Source organism: Clostridium sp. NkU-1 (assembly GCA_001312405.1).
Map to the genome: position 1 here is coordinate 85,794 of BBDR01000010.1, position 20,521 is coordinate 106,314.

Below are 20,521 nucleotides of genomic sequence, written 5' to 3' on the forward strand. Positions count from 1 at the left end.
CGGCTTATCCTGTAAGAAGCCTTCCGGCTGTAACAAGAGTATAGCCCTGCTTTGATAAAGTGTCAATGATATCCCGTATTCTCCCGCCTTCTTAAGGGAACGTTTTATAATTCTTCCGGATACTTCATATTCCAGTCATTCCGTATTCTTGTCATCGTGTTCATGACATCTGCCGTATATTCCAGCCGCATTACGTCAGGTTCTCCGGAAACTGCTTTCTCCATATCCAGGATCTCATACAACAGGGCATCATCGGTGTTTCCTGCTTCAATCACCTCCCGGCGATTATCCTCCGTATAAGTGATCACCGCCTTATCAGCTGGGATATTCATAAATTTCTATATAGCCTTTGTCAAAAGCCACTGTTCCCCGCTTTGGCTGCTTCGCGTGCAGGGACAGGGAAATGGAGGCCATTTCCTGCTGATTGTTCATGAGCAGGATTCCCGCCTGTTCATCCACACCGCTGGGGGCAAGCTTTACCTGTGACAGGATCTGATCCGGTGCCTCTGTCATAAACCATCTTGCAAAGGAAAGGGCGTATACCCCGATATCCAGCAGTGCCCCGCCGGCAAGACTGGGACTAAAAAACCTGTTTTTCATATTATAATCTTTATAGCTTCCAAAATTCATCTGAATAAAGCGCAGAGGCCCCAGTTGACCGCTTTGCACAATTTCCTGCAATTTCTTATATAACGGCATATGATAAATGGTCATTGCTTCGGCAAGCACCAGGTTGTTTTTCTCCGCAAGACTGACTGCCTCAGCAAGCTCATCAGAATTCAGCGTGATCGACTTTTCACACAGCACGTGCTTCCCATTCTTTAATGCCTCTTTTAAATAAGTAATATGGGTATTATGGGGTGTGGAAATATAAATAATATCCACATCATCATCATGAAACATATCAAAGACATTATGGTAAACCTTCTCTACCCCATATGTTTCTGCAAATTTAACCGCATTTTCATAAGTTCTGTTTCCAACCCCATACAAAGCTTTCCCCTGCTTCTTCATGTTTTCTGCCAGCTGCCTGGCAATTTCCCCACAGCCTAATGTTGCCCATCGATACTCTTTCATACTCAAGCCTCCTCAATGGTCATGATATCATCATGAACCCGTTATTGCTGCATTGCAATTTCTTCTATATAATGCTTATTATGGACAGTACCTGTTCCTTTGTCAAGTATTGCCGCCAGAGTCTTATGATCCGGAACGCTGCATTAGTACTTTGTATACAAAAACCCCTATTTGCTTCGGAATAAAAACTGCCTGGCAAATAGGGACTTATAGGAAACTTAACATGGTATTACTTTCATAGCCATACTTTTTATAATGTATCTACCTTTACTTTCAATATAATTTTCTTCACCGCCTCAGGAGCCCCCATTTGGCAGCCTGGCCGGTGGACGTCTTCAGGGAAAAATATAGCATAACAGCCGTCTGTCATGGGAAGCATCAGCTCGTTTACATCTTCCCGCTCTTTGTAAAAAAGCAAATCATTTTCTTTAAGCAGATCCTCAAGCACTTCTCCATTCCTGTCGTCCGGATAAAATCCTATTAATTCATGGCCGTGCACCATATACTGAACATCAATATATTTTCTGTGCACTTCCGGCTTCTTTTCCTCTTTTGGCCCGGTAGTGATTTCATTAATCTGCAGAATTAAATTGTCCCCATCCAAAGGATACTTTCCGTGATGCATATCCGTTACATCCGTTTCCCTTAAGATTGCCATCGCTTTACGGATTTTTTCCGTATAAGCATTTTCAGTCTCCACTGAACCAATATGTCCGTAAATCATAAATGTTCCCCTTCCTTTGCAATCGATTGCGTAACTCCTAATTAGGATATCAGGTTTTTTCCTGGGAATCAATCATATTAATTGCTAAATTCTTTTATATCCTTTTGTGGGTTTTTAACATAAGTATTCTAACGGCTTATGAAATAAGTTTTTCCTTTGTAATGGATTGCTTAAAGGAGGGAATTTATACCGCAGGTAAAAACTGGAGTATACCGTGACTCTTGTAAAGAGATCGCTGTTTTTTTAATCCACTTGAAGATTCCTATTAGCTTTTCAGGTGCTTTCTCTTTGAATAATATCGGTAGATAATTTCATCTCATGCAGCATAGTCTTCCCTTCAAACGCTTCCAGCAAAATCCGGGAGGCATTCTGGCAAACCTCTACCAGTTTGTTGTCTAAGGTCGTCAGTTTTGGTGTGCAGACTTTTCCGTACAGGGAGTTATCCACTCCTATTACTGCGATCTGGTCCGGGACAGCAATACCTGTTTCATAACACATCTGCAGCCCTCCCACAGCCAATAAATCGATGGAATATATAATCCCGTTTACCTCCGGATACTTCATAATGATTTCTTTTGTTACCTGTCTTCCTCTTTCAATGGTATGTTCCGGAGCTGTATCACCGTCTGTTGCATAGTAAATAAACTCTTCATAGTCTCCAAGGCCATGTTTTCCAAGGCCCTTCTTAAATCCCTGCATTTTGCCGTTGTTCGAAGGTGTTATGGAGTCCACGGCAAAAGCCAGATTACGGCACCCTTTATTCACAAGCAGATCCACACATTCCTCTACTCCCCGTTCTTCATCCACCAGGATCCCCCGTACATTTGACAGATTCAGGGAACCATTTACCAGCACAATGGGGACATCTGGCAAATGCTCCTTTATGCTCTTCTCTACCTCAAGTGTTCCAAACATGGATCCGATCAGAATAGCTCCATCTACTCTTCTCTGCTCCAGGATTTTAATATATTCTGCTTTTCTTACCGAAGTCATTCCAGTGCTGAGAGTAATGCAGGTATATCCCCTTTTGGTCATCTCCTGCTCAATGATATAGGCAGATTCCGTGTGATGAGAGATGCGGATGTCCTCAATCAGAATTCCCACAATTTTTGAGGATTGGGTCACAAGGCCACGGGCTGCTTCATTGGGAGAATAATTATACTCTTTTAGAAGTTCTCTTATCCGTTCTTTTGTCGCCTCACCGACTCCCGGTTTATCATTGATTACGCGGGAAACCGTGCTGGCAGAAACTCCTGCTTTTTTTGCAATATCATAAATTGTCATGGACTCACCTCTTTTTAGTGGAATAGGTTTGTATTTATACTAGCATCACAATTGGTAATATTCAATAATAGATTCTTATGAAATGCTGGATCTGTGTTGCCTGAACTTTGGTTGTCATTGTAAGGCAGTAAGACGGTGCTGAAACAGTCTGGCCCTTTTTGGGGGATCTTATTTTCTTTGTCCGTGATTTTCTGTATCCCGTTTCTTTTCTGTTCCTTTTTTTAATGATGATCAGTAATATAAGCATGATAAATAAGATTGTAAGGATTGCTAAAGTAACGGAATTTGTCAGCAGCCATTTTAAGAAATTCCAGAATCCAATTTTGCCCTGCCGTTTGTAGATAGCAGTTGCCTGCTTTCGGTAAATGGGCTGGCCTGTTTGATTTTCTGCTCCTGCTTCAATATAAGTTCCGTGGAAAACATTGGCATCTATGGACGGGAAGGTGACCTCCCCTCCATAAGTTCCCCAGATATCTTTCACCAGCTTCCGGCCGTAAGCAGTTGCTCTCCGGATCACCTCTCCCTCTTTTTCCACAGGCTCCCATTCCACTGGATCCTGGTAATTTTGTAGTATTGGGGCGGCAAATTCAAATAATCCAGAAACTGATCGCCATGGTCTATTAAAGGGGAACGATTAGATATTTCAATCTGGCCCAGCATGTATGAATCCGCATCATATCCGGTAACTGTAATGGGAAATGTAAAATTATAATCCCAGTAAGTACTTTGCTCCCTGTAAGCAACCGCAGGAAGTTTTGCCTTTAATTCCTGTTTTAAATCCTCATTTATTACCTTGACTTCCGCATCTTCCGGAAGAGTATCTATGTATTCCACTCCTTTGTACAGTATGGACGCTTCTGAATATTTCGTAGTTTCTTCCGTGATTACCTTTGTGATCTCACTGGTTTTCAAAGTATATTTTTTTTCCGTTTCTCTCTATTGTTTCTTCTGGCGCATATTCCTCAATACTTCCAACAAAGGGGGCAGAATCATATGTTGCAATATCACATGGGGCGATTTCTTCTACTTTATCGATTTGAACAGATTTCAACCGGTAGATAATTCCGTCTTTTTCATAGACATCTTTAAACTGGGATCTTCCGTCTTCCTCTTTTATGGCTGTCCTATACTCCTTTTTTATTTCAATGAACATTTCTTCCGCATGTACAATCCCAGCGCACCCCAAAACGAGGGGTGCGATAAGGAACATAGCAATAAAACCTTTCTTATGCTTATTTTTCATCCTTCTTATCTCTTTTTCTCCTTACAAAAATGATGCCGGACACAATACCGGACAGCCCTATAACTAAAAGCAATCCTCCGCCCATGCCTATATCGCCTGTTTTAGGCAGTCTGCTCAGCCAGCCCCAGTATCCTTTTCCCCTATGATTGATGATTCCAAAGCTGTTTAGACTTGATTGATATGCTGCTGTGATGAAGCCCTTTTTCTTGACCTGTTCCGGACTGTTATACATCACAAATTCTCCTGTCGCTGCGCCGGCATCCTTTACTTGAATAGTCAGGTAAGCATCAGTCTTTATATATCCTTCCGGAGCTTTTATTTCATGTACGGTATATTTGCCGACGTGCAGCGGCTGGAATGATAATTGGCCGCTTTCATCTGTTATTCCGGTAAATACCGGCATTCCGGCTTCATTTCTGATCTCCAATACTGCTCCGGCTAATCTTTTCCAGGTTACAGCATCTGCCTTTTGGATCAGCACTTCCGGAGAAGGGTGATTTACAACCGATATTATACTGTTTTCTGATACCTCACCGTTTTTAATGGTAAAGGAATAGATATGATCTGTTAAAAGATAGCCGGGAGCTGCTTTTGTTTCCTTGTAGGTATAGGTTCCGTTTGCCGGGATATCAAATTTTGCATATCCATTCTTGTCTGTATCTACGGTCAGATATAAACTTCCGTCAGGATGGTAAATGGAAAATTCCACTCCCTCAATGCCTTGGCCTGTTGCTGCATCCACTTTATTGAGATGCATTTTATCTGAGCCGTGATTTTGCTTCTTTGAATCTGTCATAGTGACTTTTAATAGCTCTGCCGCTTCTGGCATTGTAAATGCTACATCGGCCGAAAGGTAATATCCTGACGGTGCTTTTACTTCATGAAGATAATAAGTTTTTCCTGCTGTCAATCTTCCGGTGATATCTATGGCCTTATCTGTTGTTTCAAAGTCTGGAATGACCACACTTTTCTGCTGATCCAATACCTGTAAAATGGCTCCTTTTAACAGTTGGCCGGATGGATCTATTTTTTTCAAGACGGACTGCAGTAATTTCATTTTTCATCTCAACTATGTCAATTGTTCCGTTTTTGCTGACAGTAAAAGGAACATCCTTCGCATAAGCATACCCATCGGCAGGAAGGATTTCGTGGAGCCAATAGTACTCTCCTGCTATTAATTTTGCAATGAGTTCATGGGGTTGTTCACCAGATACCCACTCTTCCAGGATGTTTCCCTCTTTATCTTTTATGCTCATATGATTTCCTGGAAGCTCCTCATTGCCGGTTATAGCCTTTTTTGACAAAATCATATGGGTCGGATTGTCTATCATAATTACTGTATCCCTGTCACCATTTAAACTCACAGTAAAGGGAATATCTTCTGCATAGGCATATCCATCTACCGGGCTGACTTCGTGAAGCCAGTAATTTTTCCCGGCTTCCAGCTGGCCTTTTAATTCTTCAAACTGCTGGCCGGTAGTAAAGATAAGGTCATCTCCGGCACTTAATCCATTGCCGGCCCTAAGTGCCTTGGTTGGGGTCTTATCCTCATTTAAAACCTGAAGGATACTCCCTGGTAATTGGCTGGCGGCGTTTGATGGGGTTCCAGTTAAAAGGGAGACGTTGAGTTTTTTTAATCAGAATCTCTGTTTTCTTATCTTTCATAATTACTGTGATTGATGCTGGTTCTTTCGGAACGGTGAAGGTTACTTTTTTTGCTGTAGGCATATCCGGCCGGCGGTTCTTCCTCTACCAGCTCATAGGTGGTTCCCGCTGTCAGGAGCCCTTTTATAAGGACTGGTTTTCCTTCTGGCATAAAGGAAGTAATGATAATACCAGTTTCCTTTTCCCGGATTGAGAAACGTCCTCCGGTTAGGATTTCTCCGGTTTCATCATCTATCTTTTTAATTTCCACCTCTGTCTTTTTATCCTGCATGACGATAGTTACCGGTATTCCGCTTTCCTCTGCCGTAAAGAGGATCTCCTTTTCGTAAGTGTAACCATCTGGTGAAAGTTCTTCCTTAATGATGTACTTTTTACCTGAGGTAAGAAGTTCTGCCGGAATGACAATCTTCTCTTCTTTCTTTTTTTGTAAATTCGTAAATTATATTTCCAGTTTCTTTGTCTATGAGAATGAATCGGCCTCCTGCCAGCTCCTCTCCGGTTTCTATATCCACCTTGGAGAAATATAAATGTACTGGTCGGTCCTCCATATCTACGTTATCAACCATTCCGGAAGCATTTAGCTGGAAGCGGTAAATTCCGCTGGTAAGACTGCTTCCGTCACTGTACGTTGTGGTTTCAGTAAGCTGGTAGCTTCCTCCTGCCGTTAGGATCTCCCGGATCGTTTCATTGTTGCGGTTATTTTTAAATATTGCGCTCTGGGTGGACTTTGAGACCTCTCCTGTTATCGTTTCTTCTTCTATTTGCCCAGTAGAGCTTAATATACTGTCATAGCCATCTTTGGGTTGTTGCGTGATCTCATATCTGGTTCCGTAGGGCAGCCCAGCAAAGGTAATGTATCCATCGCCGATTAAGGTGATATTTCCGTCTCCTTTGATCCGTCCTTCCATCGAACCACTGTATGCCTGGTATCCGGTTAAGGTTTTACCTGCTGAATCCATAAGCTTTACATGGAAGATAAATTTGTCTGCCTGATCCTTTCCGGTTCCAGTCAGCTTATTTATGATGGTAATGGAACCTTCCGGGACAATTGCATTTGTGAGGGTAGTACGTTTCGTAACTGTGTCCACCTCGGTCTCAAAGTACACGTTTGCTAGCGTTCCGATCTCACCGCTGACTACGGCCACAACGTCCACCGTACCACTTTCATGGGCAGCGATATCCGTGAGATTCCAGGTAATAATTCCATTTTGCTCTGCGCCATAATCGGTGGATCTTAAATAATCAAGTCCATCTTTAAGGACCGCATTAATACGGATATCTACCGGATGATTGTAAGGATTGGTATAGGTAACCGTGTATTTTATGACACTTCCGGCTTTTACCGCACTATGATCCGCCCCTATGCTGCTTGTTACTTGCGCTATAGGAATTTCCCTGGTTACTGGATTTTTGATTTTATAATCATGGTTTTCCTCATTAACGGTCCAGCTTGCAAGGATGTTTCCTTCCGCATCGGCCAGCTCCTGCCTGGTATCCAGATATGTCCTGGAAGGAATGGTGTAAGATCCGTCTTTGTCAAAATAAATCCTTTTGATTTCTTTCGATGATTTCTCTGTCCTACCATCAGAAAACTTGGTATACTCAGTGATTTCATATGCATGACCGTTTATGATACCATCTTCTGCCGTTACAGTCTGGCCGCTTCCCGTTCCAATAAAGGGAGGAAGCTCAGTTCCTGCATCTAAATCTTTTAATACGGTATATACCTTTACCGGAACCCTTCCAGTAACAGTCAGGTTTTCTATGGCACCGTTATCACTGGCCAGCTTTAATATACTAAAATCATTTGATACATTTTTGATCCCCGTTCCCGCCCTGTTTAAGGTAAAGATCACCGGCTTTGAAAGAGTATATCCGGCTGGAGCTTTTATTTCTTCCATGATGTAGACCCGGTTCGCTGATAACTTCTTTGTCAAAGTAAAGCCGTCTGATTCGGAAACGAAAGTCTCAATGGCATTTCCAGCCTTTTGGTACTCTCCATCAATGACCACCGCCTCATATACGGCAATCTCAGCCCCATCTATCGCCATCCCGTTATCAAAGTTAGTCTTTTTAAAATGGATTTCTGTAGGATCATTCAAAACTTCATAAGTATATAGGACCTCTCTTCCGCTTTCGGTTCCAGCAAACTGGAACTTCCTAATTCCAGCGGTGATCTGGTATAAATCCGGTGGTGAAATTTCTTCTATGATATAGTTATAGGGTTTTATGGTTCCGTCTTTCTGAACCATGCCCACTGGAAGACCGGTTATTTCTGCCTTTCCATCTGTACTGGTTGTCATGTACCAGACATCCCTGGTATCCTTATTCGTCACCTTAAACCTGGCGTTTTCCAGTCCCTCTCCGGTATCGGAAGCTTTCTTTTTGATTTCCAGCTTTCCTACGGTCGGAGTATTGACCACCCGGTAAACAGGGACTTTTTCTGCTCCTACGGTGATTTTTACAGGCTCTCTCTTCTGCATATAGGCTGGAGCCGTTAGTTCTGCAATATAATAAGTTCCATAAGGGATTTTATCAATCCGGTGAGGCTTTAAATCTCCTATGGAAAATCCCTCCAGGATGTCACCATTAAATCTATCGTTTTCCGTATATCTTCCATCTGATCCGGATAGCCAGGTTTGTATTAGGTAGGCTTCATCTTCCACAAATTTCCCGGCTTCATCGGCCCGGTAAAGTGCCAACTCTGCGCCCTCTGCGGCATACTCATTTGTTCCGTCCGTTACTACTTTGAGGACGTTAATGTACTTTTCCTCGTTTTCCAGGCTGAATCTCTGCACAGCCCCGATTTCGGTCAAGGTAATGGCCTTGGGGTCCGCTGTTTCAAAACCAGCCGGCGTTTTTTTCTTCGACCAAGACGTAATTTCCTACCTTTTTCCCTTCTTTTATTGCATTGAAGGATAAATAATCAATCCGGTGCATCCCCTCTAAAATATCGTAGCTCTTTATGTCTCCTGATTCTTCGTAATTAAATTGATACTCAAAGTTCAGGGGAAGCTTTCCGTCCGAATCAAGGGAACCGCTATTCACATTCCGGTAAATGGTGATCCTGATTGTTTTTCCGGCATCAGTAATCCAGGTCTGGACGGTTCCCTCTCCTTTTCCAGTCTGAAGGCTTTCGCTGCGCTCTGCCGTCCGCCCCCCGTCTTTCGTGTACCAGGTGAGGGAAGTGAGGCCTTCCCCATTCTCCCGGTAGGCTGTTTCAAAGTCCGTGATAAAGCTGGACTGATTTTCTGACAGGCCAAGAAGGTCCTTTATGCGGTCCATAAAGCCAGTACTTTTTTTCAAACTTTTCGGTATACTCAGTCAAATCATCGGTCAGCCATTCTGTTATCTTCTTCTCCTTATCAAAGACTGGCTTTCCGTCAGTCATTATAATAGTTCCGTTGCCGTCCGTCTTTGCTTCATAGAGGGCCAGACCAGCTGCATGGCTGTTTGGTAGCTGCAGCTTTTTCCCCGTGCTGTCTGTGTAATATTTGTAAACCTCCAGCTTGGTATGATCGTTCTTTAAGTTTATGGTCTGTACTTCTCCGGTCGCTTTCACCGTAAGCTCTATGGAGCTGCGGATATAACCGCCACTTACTTCTATTTCTTCCAGGAGATAGTCCTGCCGGGATTCCCTCAAAGTATTTCGGGGTTCCATCTGTGATCCAGTCAGCCATGATCCGCACTGGCGCATTATCAGCGGTATTTTCTACCGTCCATTCTGCGGGCTTACTTTCTGCCTTTACAAAATAGTACCCTTTCGGATAGGTTACGTTGTCCGTGGTATAGACCCGCTTTGCTTTATAAAATGTCAAATGCGCCCCGGTAACCTGACCGTAACTGTAGGCTCCCTTCGGCTCCGTGATCGTAAGATCCTCCTGATAATCGCTGCGTACATCAATCCGGTACCGATCCGGTGCATCGGTCTTTACGATCTCCACCTTGATCTTTTCATCTTCCATCCCGGTCTTTTGGACTTCCCTGGTTTCCATAACGGTAACACCTACCGGAAAGCCCTTTGCATAACCTGATGGAGCTTTCAACTCCTCCATGATGTAGGTTCCTGGGACCACCCGCTTTAGCACATCGGCCTGACCCACAGTCATATCAGACTTAAATGGATCATTGGGATACTTTTCTCCGGTAATCCAGGTGTTTTCCATGATCCAGGCTTCTCCCTGGCGGTGGTAGAGTTTCTTATCGTCTGTGATATCCTCCTCTTCACCGATATCTTCCATGCCGGTCTTGTCATTGATCTTGTAAGCAGCATCATTGTAGGCGGAAAGAAGATCATCGTATTTATAGTGGACGTAATCCCCGTCAATGTCATAGACAGGATCGCCCTTTTTATAGGTTTCTGCTGATCTCTGGTAATACTTCGGAAGGCCATGGTCATTCAGAACCGGATTCATGCTTTTAATAAAGTGGCTTCCGTCATAAGTCCCTGTGATGTATTCCTGATCCGTATCCGCATTAATAGAAGCAATTCTCCAGGTTTTGATTTTTTTCCCTGGCAATGACTGCTCCGGTTTTAGTTCTGGATACCTTTACCGGCCATACAAGAAGCCTCTGCCCCTCCTTTGTATAAGCCATTCCGGTGGTGGGATTTACATATGCATCCCGGTTTCCATTGCTGTCAAGGTGATAGAGGATGGTTCCTGGACTCAAGGTGAGGCATTTATCCGCAGCGGAATATTTCACCGCTGTTAGATCCCCTCCGGTCAGTTCAAAGACAGTCTGCCCCGCCTTCAGCACGTAGATGGATTCCTGGTTTTTTTATCTGTACCCGGTTTCCGTTCCGGTCATAGCCGTAAAGCGTCCCATTTGCCCCAGTTTCCGTTACTTTCAGATCTCCAAGAGAATAGAAAAGAATATCTGTATCCCCTCGCTCTACCGTCCGGTAAGTCCAGGTACCTTCCCCTGGCTCTCCGTTTAAGCTTCCTTTCTCATCCTCCTTTCGGATAAATTCAATGGTGGTTCCAGAGTATCCTGTTAATACCTGTATCGATTGGACGTTGTTGTTGCGGTCCCTTTCTACCTTCACACCATCATATCCATAATCACCACTATCGCCGTTTTCCTTGATTTCTATGGCATCATAAAGTGTCATTTGTGCCCCGGCTACGTAGCGGTTATTATCGTCTGCGGTATCTAATGGCCTGGATATTAGGCCATAACCTGCAAACACGCCATCTATATAGATTGGCTCCGCAGCCTCTCCAGCAGCCTTTCTGGATTCTAAGTATTCCAGGGTACCTTTGTACCAGCCATAGCCTGAGTAAGTTCCGTTTTTGTAAGCCAATTCCAAGTTTTCTATTCCATACTTCTGTTTTAATTCCAGCTCTGTCCCTTCTAGCCTGGTGTCGGTTTTGTATGTGACCTTCTGTTCAGAGTCCTTGATTTTGGATACCTCCAAGCGTACCGGGGTATTTCCTACATAGATTCTGGCCATGTCTACGGTTGATACATCCCCTGTCTGATCCTCATATATAGCTGCCGCCACCCGGTTATCCCGGCTTCCATCTAGGTAATAGGTGATTCTGTCGGAATAAATTTCTATGGCTACTGGCTCTGTCCTAACATATCCAGCTGGAGGCCTAATTTCACATAGGACATAGGTCCCGGCTCCAAGAGGCTGTGGAGTAATTAAATATCCGGTATTCTGATCCTGGTAGGTAGTTTTTGTTAGATCCTCTTCCTTGGCCTGAAGGTCGTCCCTGGTGGTTGTGAAGGCTTCAAACTGTCCTGTCCTTCTACCTTCCTGATCGGTAAGTATCACCTGTTCCGATTCCTTGCAGATAGGGGTTCCTGCCTGAACAGTTCCCTTCCATGCATTCCCTTCCATGGCAATATTCCTGGCTCCCATGGCTTCTAAAAATTCCTTTGATCCTTCGATCCGGGTATCCGTTCCATAAAACTTCACCAGCCGTCCGTATTCTCTCCGTCCTCCCTGGACGCTGCATAAAGAGTAAACAAGGCTCCGTCATGGAGAAGGTTTTCCCCTGTCTCCGAATCCAGCTTTTCAATTCTTAGCTTTGTTTTATAAAACTGTTTCGAAACTTCGTATACCCAAAGCCTTTGTATGAACTCTCTCCATTTGTGGAAGGGGCGCTGTCTGCTACTTCTGTAATTGCATTGTCAGATGCCACGACTGTCCATGGCACAAGCATGGGAGCATATTTTCCAGCATAAGCAATCTGTGCACCTTGCATGGTCGTTACATTATCTTTGTACTGGGTTCCAGCACCATTGATCTCTGTAATGGTTCCACCTGCAAATGGAACATCATTTGCGATACCTTTGTTTTCTGCAACAGAGCTGTAACGGTAATATTTTGCTACCGCTTCTCTACCACTCATGCCCTCTGAAAGATAATAAGGAACATTTCCACTCATCCTGTCATCCTGCTCATTGTAGTAGTTTTTATATGGCTTGAATTCGTTCTGGCTCAGTGCAAAATAATCACCTGATCCAGTTCCAGTCATGCCATTTCTGATGTTGTCAATGTCCATGCCGTACTTGTAAACTTCAAAGTCGCCATCCGCATTTCTGCCCTTGATTACGTTCACACTCTCCTCATTGAAACGGATCTTGTACTTCCTCTCCATCTCAGGCTGTGTTATGCCGGCAGAATAATTGTAATAATTATTTGTTACCTCAGGTGTAGCCTGGGAGCCATCATAATCCGCATATACAGACGGGAGAGAGACTTCTCTTGGCTTATCAATCTGGTAATGCTTGTTCTTTAAATCCCCCAGGTTACTAAATTTCGGCTGCTGTTCTGCCACTACATAGGTTCCGTATGGCAGATATTTTGATGTGGCGAAATAATAACCGGCGCTGCTTCCTGAAGCGTCTCCGTACAGGGTATCAGCTGAAAGTGTTGTGAAATCCTTATCTGAACCGCCCTCCTGTGCACAGTCCCATTCAATGGAATAAATCCGGTCAAGGTCATATGCAAAGAAGGGTTTTAAATAGTTTTCTGCCTTTCGGATTGCTTCTGAAAGGGCTTTGTCGTAAACTTCATCGAAATAAGCATTGCCACCTGTGGCGCTTTCCGTTTCTCCGGCCTGATTCTTTTTCACCAGCTTTGCCACTTCGTCATTCAGATACCAGGTAATGGCAAACTGGCGGATGTTGTCAGAACGCAGGGCATTATCCGCAGCTATATCCGATGTGTTGCTGCGATTCTTAATTTCCGGATTATTGTGGGCCGCTGGGAACTGCTCTTCCGCCCCTCCTGTTCCAAACAGGAGCTTCTTTATGAAGGCAAAGGGCTTAAAGGAGGTGCTGCCATTTTCAGTACGATCCCACTTATCATCATTGGCCACATTTATGGCATCAAAAAAACTTTTCATAATTATAGGTTTTTACCGTCCTGTTGTTGCCAGCTTTTACATCAATGGTTTCCAGCACGGAAGTATAGCCGTTATTCTGACCATCATTTATGAAAACATTTGTATAGCTGTACAGGGAATCATTGCTTACAATCGCATCCTCTGAGTCTTTATATAAAGGAGAAGTGACGTGCTGTACCTTTGTGAAAACCTTGTTTACCAGGGCCGGGAATTGCTCATTTCGTTCAATCACATTAATTTCATTTCCCAGGCGATCCTGCCAGATTACATTTCCATCGTTGTCACGGTACAGTCGTTCTAGGTTTGATTTTAAGTAAACCTTAAAGCGGAAGTTGCCCATCTTCTTAGCACCGTGTCCCTTCCAAGACGCCCACCAAAGGTTCTTGTAAACCAGTCATCATGGACTTCGGCATAGGAGTTGGTGTTGTCGTATGTTTTTTCATCAATGGTCTTCGTTACCTTAATCTGCTGTCCGATGATACGTTCCAGCACGGGCGTTGGTGTTTCTCTTGTATTTGCGTCCTCAAGCAGATTGTGATATCCATTGCAAATCAAATGTTGATTCTTAATGAAAGTCTTGTTTGTGTCAAATTCTGAGGAAGTAGAGACTCCCGCACCAGCTCCGGAGATACGAATGACATATTCTGCATTTGATATGCTGCCTCCTGCCGTATATCCCCAAACATTATTTGACCCGATCTTGCTTATGTCATCACCTGTGACAACGGTCTTTCCATTATTAAGTGCGATAGTAAAGTTACCTGATTTTACTCCGGTAAGATCCATGTCTTTTGATCCAACATGAATGATGTATTGCTTTGCCACGTTGTCATAGTAATAATAGGTACTGCCAACACGGTCCACCACTTCTTCCAGAGAGCCAACCTTCATAATTTTAGAGGTGCTTACATTCTCCTCATGTACAATGACCTCCTTGTAATTAGGCTCCCATACTTTTCTGGTTACGGGCGCGTGGCCTACGTTAGTGCCATCATCTAAGTGCCAGTAATCGTAAAGGGTTTCTCCTGTTGTATAACGGAGATATCTCTCGCTATCCGATGGATACATGGTTTTATCTGTAGGAATTCCATCATCGCCCACTTCATAATCTGGTGTTACGTTAATTATGTATTTGCCTGTATTACCTACTTCTGCGGCATTTAATTCATTCCCTGTATACTTTCTAATAACATATCTTCCATAGATTGTATTCAGTTTCGTAAGATATCCCGCAACAATATCGCCACTGGAATTTGTCTGATACAGCAGAGTCCTTTGTGGACTCATGCCAACAACGATAGTTACAATGGCTTTTTCACCACTATATTCTATTTTTTGAAGGCCTCCATAGGTAAATACCTTTTCATTGATGTAATAATTTAAGATTGCTTCGATCACTGACTTATTAGTTGTGACATTATCAATTTCAAGAACCATCTCCGGCTTGCCATAAACGGTTTTACCATTCACGGTCCGCTTCTCATCATAGACTGAGGCATCTACCGTGGAATAATCACCATCTTTCGGTGTTTCCATATGGAGAGAATTACGCATCATGTGCTCCAATTCGGCTTTTACATATTTTATGTTGCTATCTGAATTTGTAAAGGTACTAGTAAACTTTGCAGGATCACTAGCTGTAGCTGTTCCTTCTGTAGGTAGCTTTTCTGCTTCAGTCCCGGCAGCTTCGTATGGGATCTTTATACTTGCAGTAACTCCTGGTTTCTCGATCATGTATCCATTGATATCACGCTTGTAAACAGAGTCAGATTCTGCTGTTAGGTAAAAAGGTGCTTCCTTTGCATCAACATACTTACCTCCATCTACTTGTTGGATCACTACAGGTTTCAATGTAACGTTATTGAGATAAACATCTGCCCCTTCCGGAATCCCATCAAGTACTACATTATAGCCATTTGTTGCATCCTTTGATTTTGTTTCAAGAAGAAGTAAGTTCTCCTTATTTCCATAGGCCCCATTTCCCTCAGGGAAAGTAACTGCATTATATAGCTGTTTTGATATCCAGGCAGATCCTACCGGAGCCGTCTTTGCATCAGCCGTTTCGCCATAGGAACTGCGGGCGCTATCGCTTGCGTTTGTGACCTCCATATCCTTTCCGGTAATCGAAAGCTCATATCCTTCAGAGCGGGTAAGCTCCTTAATATAATAGTTGCCAAGGATTAATGGTATTCCTATCCAGCTGTCCCCATTCATGGTTTTATTATCTTTATAGATACGGCCCTTTTCTTCCTGCGACTGTGCCTTTTCATAACCATTTTTCACATAAAGGTTCTCCGGATAACTCTTTCCGGTATATTCAATCTTTCCTGCCTTGTAATTGTAGATGCTATGAGGTCTTTCCGTTATTGCTAAGAAGGAACCTTCCCCATTTTTATCTACAGCTGCGACTGAAACAAGATCATTAGCATCAAATACCACTCCAATACCGGATGTTACATTTCCGCTGTCATCTCGCCCAGTATCCGGTCCGTAAATGGGATCTGCCGCAAACAAACCGTATAACGCGCCTTCTAATGTTGCATCTCCCTGGGACTCTCCATAGGAATCGTAATTTGCAGACTCCCCAGCCTTTAGTTCCATGTCTCTTTTATTAAAATGAAGCTGCCCAGGTACACGATGATCATATACCTTAAAGGTATGGGCAGTATTATTACTCGGTCCTTTGCTTACCTCCGGCTGACTATCCTCTTCTCCATCATCGTATCCTTTACTGGAAGCTCTGCTAAGAGCACTGCGACCAAGCATTGTTGTCATAACTGGTTCTTCTTCAGTATCTTCAGCCAGAAGACTAATTTGTCTTAGCCGTACTCTTTCTTCCTTAGGATAGATGCCTCTGAGGCTGTAGCCAGGCTATCACTCATACTTGATCTACTCTTTAAAGAAGAAGCTAAGGAAAGACTCATAAAACTCTTCCTGGCCTGTGATGGGGTTGCATCGTCATCATTGGAAAATTCATCAAATTCATCTTCTTCCTCTTCCACATCGAATTCATCATCAATAAATAACTCATCATCATCCTTTGCGGTAAGCTTCACGGTGATTTCTTTTTCCTCTGCAAAGGCAGCAGGAAGTCCAATAAACTTAAGTAACTTGTTGATGATTCTTTCTCCCAATGGGAGGTCGTAGGTTTCTTTAAGGATTAAGTCTCCACTCTCTTCTGAGGAATCAGAATATGTAGAAGGACTTGCGATATTAGTATCATTGTCATCAAAGGTGAATTCTCTTTCATCTAACTGGTTGGATTCCTCTAATCCAGGAATTTCCACATTTGCAGCAAAGCTCCGCATTGCTAATACTGAAAAGCCCTCGATGTCACTTGAGCCGCCCTTTGTCATGTTACGGACATATCCTGAGACTTTTATGTCTGCATTACTGGCGCTTCTCCATTTTTTTTAGCCTTTCCGGATTCAGATGCCGCCGTCGTGATGATTTCAATTGGAACATCATCAGGATGCCCTGGATCATGTATGATATAGCCATCTCTTGGCTTGGTTTCCCGGAAGGTATAGTCATATTCAAGATTGATAAATGTCTGATATGCATCGTCTCTGGCATCTTTACAGCCTGATTCTTCAAATGCTTCTTCTTCCGATGACTCATCTTCTCTTTCACATGACCAATGATGGAACGTTCCTCCGCTGGATGCTGCACGGGCTTCACATTCGTCTACCGCCGCCCGCCATTCCTCCATTAATCTTTTATATGCTTCTGCCGCTTCGTCTGCTTCGCTGCTTCCTTCCTCTCCTTCTTCACCGTTACCACCTTCCGATTCTTCTATTTCTGGCTCCGGGGGAATTGGGTGCCCATTACAATAGGAATGACTAAAATCATAATAACGGGTATCCTTATGAGAAATACGGCCACTGGCATTTGTTACCAGGTCATCATCAAACACTAACCAATCCTGCCAGGTTGTTGGGTCTTCTCTCATGTTATCTTCGATGATTCCGCCACGAGATTCATTATTGCTTAACTGGGTATCATCAAACTGCTCCAATACCTGCCATGTAGAACCCTGCAAAGGATTACCTGTTTCGTAATCTCTTTTTTCCAGTTCAACTTTATAATTAGATTCAAAGGTTTCATTATGCTGATAAACCTTTAAAGATATCTCTTCAACATCCCCAGGTGTAGGAGTAGGCGTATTTGCACTATATTTTGTAGTAAGGAAAAACTCACAACCTTTCTCTATTACATTTCCTTTTGCCCTGTATAGTTGCTGGGAGCCTGGGACATTACACTGGAAATATTCTAAGCTGCCAGTGACTTCCAAAATTCTAAAAACATTTGGGTCGTAAGTAATCTTCATAACAGCTTCCGCAGGTTTCTGTCCAGTCGGAGTATTAGGGAAGCTCCAGGTAAGGTTCTGTCCTTCAGTGTTAATGACCAGTCCTGTCGTTACAGGTTCTATGACACAATATTTCTTAAAGGTTTCCCAATCTTTAAGTCCAGTTAATTGATACAACTTTGTTGTATCAATTTGTCCGGGTCCGCTTCTTAAATCATTTATATACATCGCCTTGCTCTCAGAATTAAACTTGCTAATCAAGTCAAGAATGTCTTCAGGGCTTTTACACCCTTCTGGAATGTTCTCTAGAGACATAAAACCGTCATTAGCATAGTTTTCTACCTTATCCGACCCACCATTGCTTTTTCCTTTCGACCAAGCGACATCTCTTGCTTCATCTTTAGTGATCCAGCCAAATCTATCATTGAGATCAGGCTTTTTATCGGAACTACCAAACGCAAAAATATATGCCCAGAACATTCTTTTCTGTTCAATGGTACCTTTGTTATAATCGATATCTGCATTGACCTTTGAATAATCATAATTGCTATGTGCAGAAGCTCCTGTATTCATGCATAAAAACCATTTATCTTCTTCGTCACCGGGCGCTCTTCCCATCAGATATGGATGCCCTGGCTGGCCGGAACTGACAAACTTCAAATTGAAGCCCCAAGAATTAAAATTACCTCGCGGTAAATAAGTAAATATCGGGGTGAAAAAGAGAACAGTTGCAAGAAGCCCAGCAATTTTCCTATTTAGTTTCTTTCCTTTCATAATTTTCCTCCGTTTTCTATCTTTGATTTCTCCAAGATAACTTTTAACAATTCGACTATATTGATTTTAGGTATTCCGTCGTTGAAATGAAACACAAGTAAATCATCTATAAAGAGCCTCTTTCAAAACTTATTGCACATATTTAATGATTCCCTTATATTCTAACTAACAAGAAGAGGCCCATCCTTTTTGGCATAGGTGCAATAAATCATTACCTGATAACCTTCTTTATTAATTATGCAATGAATCAGATTGTTTCCTAGCAATGAAAAATTAAAGTCTTCTATGTTGATTTCCTTCACCCATGAATTTGAGCTATCAAACGGAAAAGCATTTAGCAGTTCATTTCCATGCATCTGATTATCAGCAAATTCAAAGGCAGCAGGTATATCTTTAACAAAATACTTTTCTGTAAAGCGAACCATTTCCTTAACTGTTAGGTTCATTAAAATATCATAGTTTTCACTTATTAAAACTTTTTTTCTTAAAATATCTCCAGTAAAAAAAGTGCGATGATTGAAATTCCGAATCGAACTGTTCTAGTTCTCATACATGGACGTTTTGTTTCTAATACATAATTGTCTGTTAAATCATTCCAACCCAATTCTTGTGGAATACGATATAAATACATCAAAGCCACAATAACAGGGAAACTATTCCTCCACTTATATCTCATTTTTACTGATGAGAAAGCAGAAAGTAATAGTAATCTATTTCTTTTCATAATTTTATCCTCCGTGATTTATGGAAAAAAAGAAAAGCTACCGATTAATTTAACCGATAGCTTTTCTTTATGATATTCAATATTAATTAAACTTGATAAACGGTGCCCGCTCTCCATGAATGTATCCATATGCGATATTGGGGAACTTTCCATCCACACTTGCTGGAATTTTGTAGCCAGTCGCTTCACAGTATTTCCCTAATTTTGTTAATTCTGACTCACCGTTTAAATAAGCAGATGATGAATAGACATCTGCTATGGTAAAATAATTATTTTTCGTGGTTGGTTCATAAGCAAGCCACACACCATCTACCAAAAATGCAGGATAAATATGATTGCCAAAGCCAAGTCCACTTACAGGTAAGCCTACACAAGCCGAAAGCAGGTATGCAGCACCATTATATCCACTACAGTTTGCTTTTCCATCAATCAGACAGCTGTAAGAATATTGGGTTCCTTCATTGTCTAGATAATCCGCCTGTGTGATTCTCTTTGCAATCCGTACTGCTTTTTCATAATCGGAAGCATTTCTCCAGTCAAAGCTATTTAAAAAAATTACGGACTTCAGTTGTCAGACGTCCCAACTTTTCCTGATCCACCCCTTCCAATCCAACGGTTGGATAATCCGTTAAGCTCGCAATGGTAGCCAACTCCCGTCCACCAAAATAGGTAAGAGAAAGAGGGTCTCTATTTTTGACTGCAAGATCAAAAACATATTGCATATGACTATTGGACTCATAGAAAAAGTTATCCGGATCACTCTTCCATGCAGTTGCACCAGTAATCGGGCTGGTCACAAACCATGATTCCATATATCCTTTTAAGGGATGCTGTGGATCATAATTACCTGTGTTAGCCTTAGCTGGTGTGCTAGTATTCTGTGTCTGAACTACACAATTAACAACCCATGCCCCGTCTGTATTAACAGAATAACCGTCAGGAGTAGTTGTGTTTGCAAGCATCTTAGCATTTGTGTCAAAGAAGTAGGATTTTCCATCAACCCAGTTCCAGCCTGTTGCATAAGTACCGTTATCATTCTGGTATTTCCATGCAGCACCTTCCTGCTTCCACTGACCTGCAAAAGAAGTGGAAGTTGCCAGGATTCCCATTACCATAGCTACAGATAATATTTTAATAGCAGCGTTATTCTTTTTCATATCCAATGACCTCCCTTATAATCTATTTACAAAATCTCTCATTTGACATTCACACTATTTCATGTTATTCTAAAGATACAAAAGGTAGCCAACTCCACAGAGTGGCTTCCAAATTTAATGGATTATTAAAAAATAATCACCCACAGCTTTGGTCGGCAGGGTGGTTATTTTTTGTATCTTTATCTTTGTTATTCGCGTATGTT

The 20,521-nt window shown here is 42.4% G+C and carries 22 protein-coding genes and 1 pseudogene; all 23 read right to left on the reverse strand.

Going from position 1 to position 20,521, the window contains the following annotated elements; translation table 11 throughout:
* Positions 1-104: 104 nt before the first annotated feature.
* Positions 105-1,077 (reverse strand): annotated as a pseudogene (locus JCM10519_RS15575) (Gfo/Idh/MocA family oxidoreductase).
* Between the two features lie 250 nt (positions 1,078-1,327).
* Positions 1,328-1,801, reverse strand: a complete 474-nt coding sequence (locus tag JCM10519_RS15580; protein ID WP_054740259.1) for a YhcH/YjgK/YiaL family protein — start codon at positions 1,799-1,801, stop codon at positions 1,328-1,330.
* A gap of 273 nt (positions 1,802-2,074) precedes the next feature.
* Complete coding sequence (locus JCM10519_RS15585; protein WP_054740261.1) at positions 2,075-3,085, reverse strand: substrate-binding domain-containing protein; 1,011 nt, start codon at positions 3,083-3,085, stop codon at positions 2,075-2,077.
* Positions 3,086-3,146: 61 nt separating this feature from the next.
* Entirely contained in the window at positions 3,147-3,620 is a 474-nt protein-coding gene (locus JCM10519_RS15590; protein ID WP_347844398.1) for a hypothetical protein, read from the reverse strand.
* The gene (locus JCM10519_RS15595; protein ID WP_054740265.1) at positions 3,599-3,997 is read right to left on the reverse strand and encodes a hypothetical protein; all 399 of its coding nucleotides are present in this window, start codon (positions 3,995-3,997) and stop codon (positions 3,599-3,601) included. The genes JCM10519_RS15590 and JCM10519_RS15595 overlap by 22 nt, the downstream gene beginning before the upstream one ends.
* Positions 3,984-4,328 carry a hypothetical protein gene (locus JCM10519_RS15600; protein ID WP_054740267.1) on the reverse strand — a complete coding sequence of 115 codons (345 nt, stop codon included), beginning with the start codon at positions 4,326-4,328 and terminating at the stop codon, positions 3,984-3,986. The genes JCM10519_RS15595 and JCM10519_RS15600 overlap by 14 nt, the downstream gene beginning before the upstream one ends.
* The gene (locus tag JCM10519_RS15605) at positions 4,318-5,310 is read right to left on the reverse strand and encodes a SpaA isopeptide-forming pilin-related protein (protein ID WP_347844399.1); all 993 of its coding nucleotides are present in this window, start codon (positions 5,308-5,310) and stop codon (positions 4,318-4,320) included. The genes JCM10519_RS15600 and JCM10519_RS15605 overlap by 11 nt, the downstream gene beginning before the upstream one ends.
* Positions 5,273-5,659, reverse strand: coding sequence for a SpaA isopeptide-forming pilin-related protein (locus JCM10519_RS15610; RefSeq protein ID WP_347844400.1), 387 nt, complete (start codon positions 5,657-5,659; stop codon positions 5,273-5,275). Before JCM10519_RS15610 ends, JCM10519_RS15605 begins: the two co-directional genes overlap by 38 nt.
* Before the next feature lie 323 nt (positions 5,660-5,982).
* Positions 5,983-6,243 (reverse strand): hypothetical protein, encoded by a 261-nt coding sequence (locus JCM10519_RS15615; RefSeq protein WP_347844401.1) that lies wholly within the window; start codon positions 6,241-6,243, stop codon positions 5,983-5,985.
* 121 nt (positions 6,244-6,364) lie between these two features.
* A complete protein-coding gene (locus JCM10519_RS15620) occupies positions 6,365-8,809 on the reverse strand; it encodes a SpaA isopeptide-forming pilin-related protein (RefSeq protein ID WP_054740276.1) in 2,445 nt (814 codons plus the stop codon).
* A gap of 25 nt (positions 8,810-8,834) precedes the next feature.
* A complete protein-coding gene (locus JCM10519_RS15625) occupies positions 8,835-9,278 on the reverse strand; it encodes a hypothetical protein (RefSeq protein WP_347844402.1) in 444 nt (147 codons plus the stop codon).
* A gap of 137 nt (positions 9,279-9,415) precedes the next feature.
* A complete protein-coding gene (locus JCM10519_RS15630; protein WP_054740280.1) occupies positions 9,416-10,513 on the reverse strand; it encodes a hypothetical protein in 1,098 nt (365 codons plus the stop codon).
* The gene (locus tag JCM10519_RS15635) at positions 10,470-10,751 is read right to left on the reverse strand and encodes a hypothetical protein (RefSeq protein ID WP_054740282.1); all 282 of its coding nucleotides are present in this window, start codon (positions 10,749-10,751) and stop codon (positions 10,470-10,472) included. Before JCM10519_RS15635 ends, JCM10519_RS15630 begins: the two co-directional genes overlap by 44 nt.
* The gene (locus tag JCM10519_RS15640) at positions 10,723-11,919 is read right to left on the reverse strand and encodes a hypothetical protein (RefSeq protein ID WP_054740284.1); all 1,197 of its coding nucleotides are present in this window, start codon (positions 11,917-11,919) and stop codon (positions 10,723-10,725) included. The genes JCM10519_RS15635 and JCM10519_RS15640 overlap by 29 nt, the downstream gene beginning before the upstream one ends.
* 106 nt (positions 11,920-12,025) lie before the next feature.
* Positions 12,026-13,354: a hypothetical protein gene (locus JCM10519_RS15645; RefSeq protein ID WP_054740286.1), complete on the reverse strand. Its 1,329-nt coding sequence runs from the start codon at positions 13,352-13,354 to the stop codon at positions 12,026-12,028.
* Positions 13,338-13,694, reverse strand: a complete 357-nt coding sequence (locus JCM10519_RS15650; protein ID WP_054740292.1) for a hypothetical protein — start codon at positions 13,692-13,694, stop codon at positions 13,338-13,340. Before JCM10519_RS15650 ends, JCM10519_RS15645 begins: the two co-directional genes overlap by 17 nt.
* On the reverse strand, positions 13,664-16,129 hold the full coding sequence (locus JCM10519_RS15655; protein ID WP_054740295.1) for a hypothetical protein: 2,466 nt from the start codon (positions 16,127-16,129) through the stop codon (positions 13,664-13,666). Before JCM10519_RS15655 ends, JCM10519_RS15650 begins: the two co-directional genes overlap by 31 nt.
* Before the next feature lie 44 nt (positions 16,130-16,173).
* The gene (locus tag JCM10519_RS15660) at positions 16,174-16,710 is read right to left on the reverse strand and encodes a hypothetical protein (RefSeq protein WP_054740297.1); all 537 of its coding nucleotides are present in this window, start codon (positions 16,708-16,710) and stop codon (positions 16,174-16,176) included.
* Between the two features lie 23 nt (positions 16,711-16,733).
* Positions 16,734-18,437 (reverse strand): hypothetical protein, encoded by a 1,704-nt coding sequence (locus JCM10519_RS15665; protein WP_054740299.1) that lies wholly within the window; start codon positions 18,435-18,437, stop codon positions 16,734-16,736.
* 161 nt (positions 18,438-18,598) lie between these two features.
* The gene (locus JCM10519_RS15670) at positions 18,599-18,883 is read right to left on the reverse strand and encodes a hypothetical protein (RefSeq protein ID WP_054740301.1); all 285 of its coding nucleotides are present in this window, start codon (positions 18,881-18,883) and stop codon (positions 18,599-18,601) included.
* A 38-nt stretch (positions 18,884-18,921) separates the two neighbouring features.
* Positions 18,922-19,161 carry a hypothetical protein gene (locus JCM10519_RS30645; RefSeq protein ID WP_347844403.1) on the reverse strand — a complete coding sequence of 80 codons (240 nt, stop codon included), beginning with the start codon at positions 19,159-19,161 and terminating at the stop codon, positions 18,922-18,924.
* Between the two features lie 82 nt (positions 19,162-19,243).
* Complete coding sequence (locus JCM10519_RS15675; protein ID WP_347844404.1) at positions 19,244-19,477, reverse strand: hypothetical protein; 234 nt, start codon at positions 19,475-19,477, stop codon at positions 19,244-19,246.
* Positions 19,478-19,703: 226 nt separating this feature from the next.
* The gene (locus tag JCM10519_RS15680) at positions 19,704-20,318 is read right to left on the reverse strand and encodes a hypothetical protein (RefSeq protein WP_054740305.1); all 615 of its coding nucleotides are present in this window, start codon (positions 20,316-20,318) and stop codon (positions 19,704-19,706) included.
* Between the last annotated feature and the right edge of the window lie 203 nt (positions 20,319-20,521).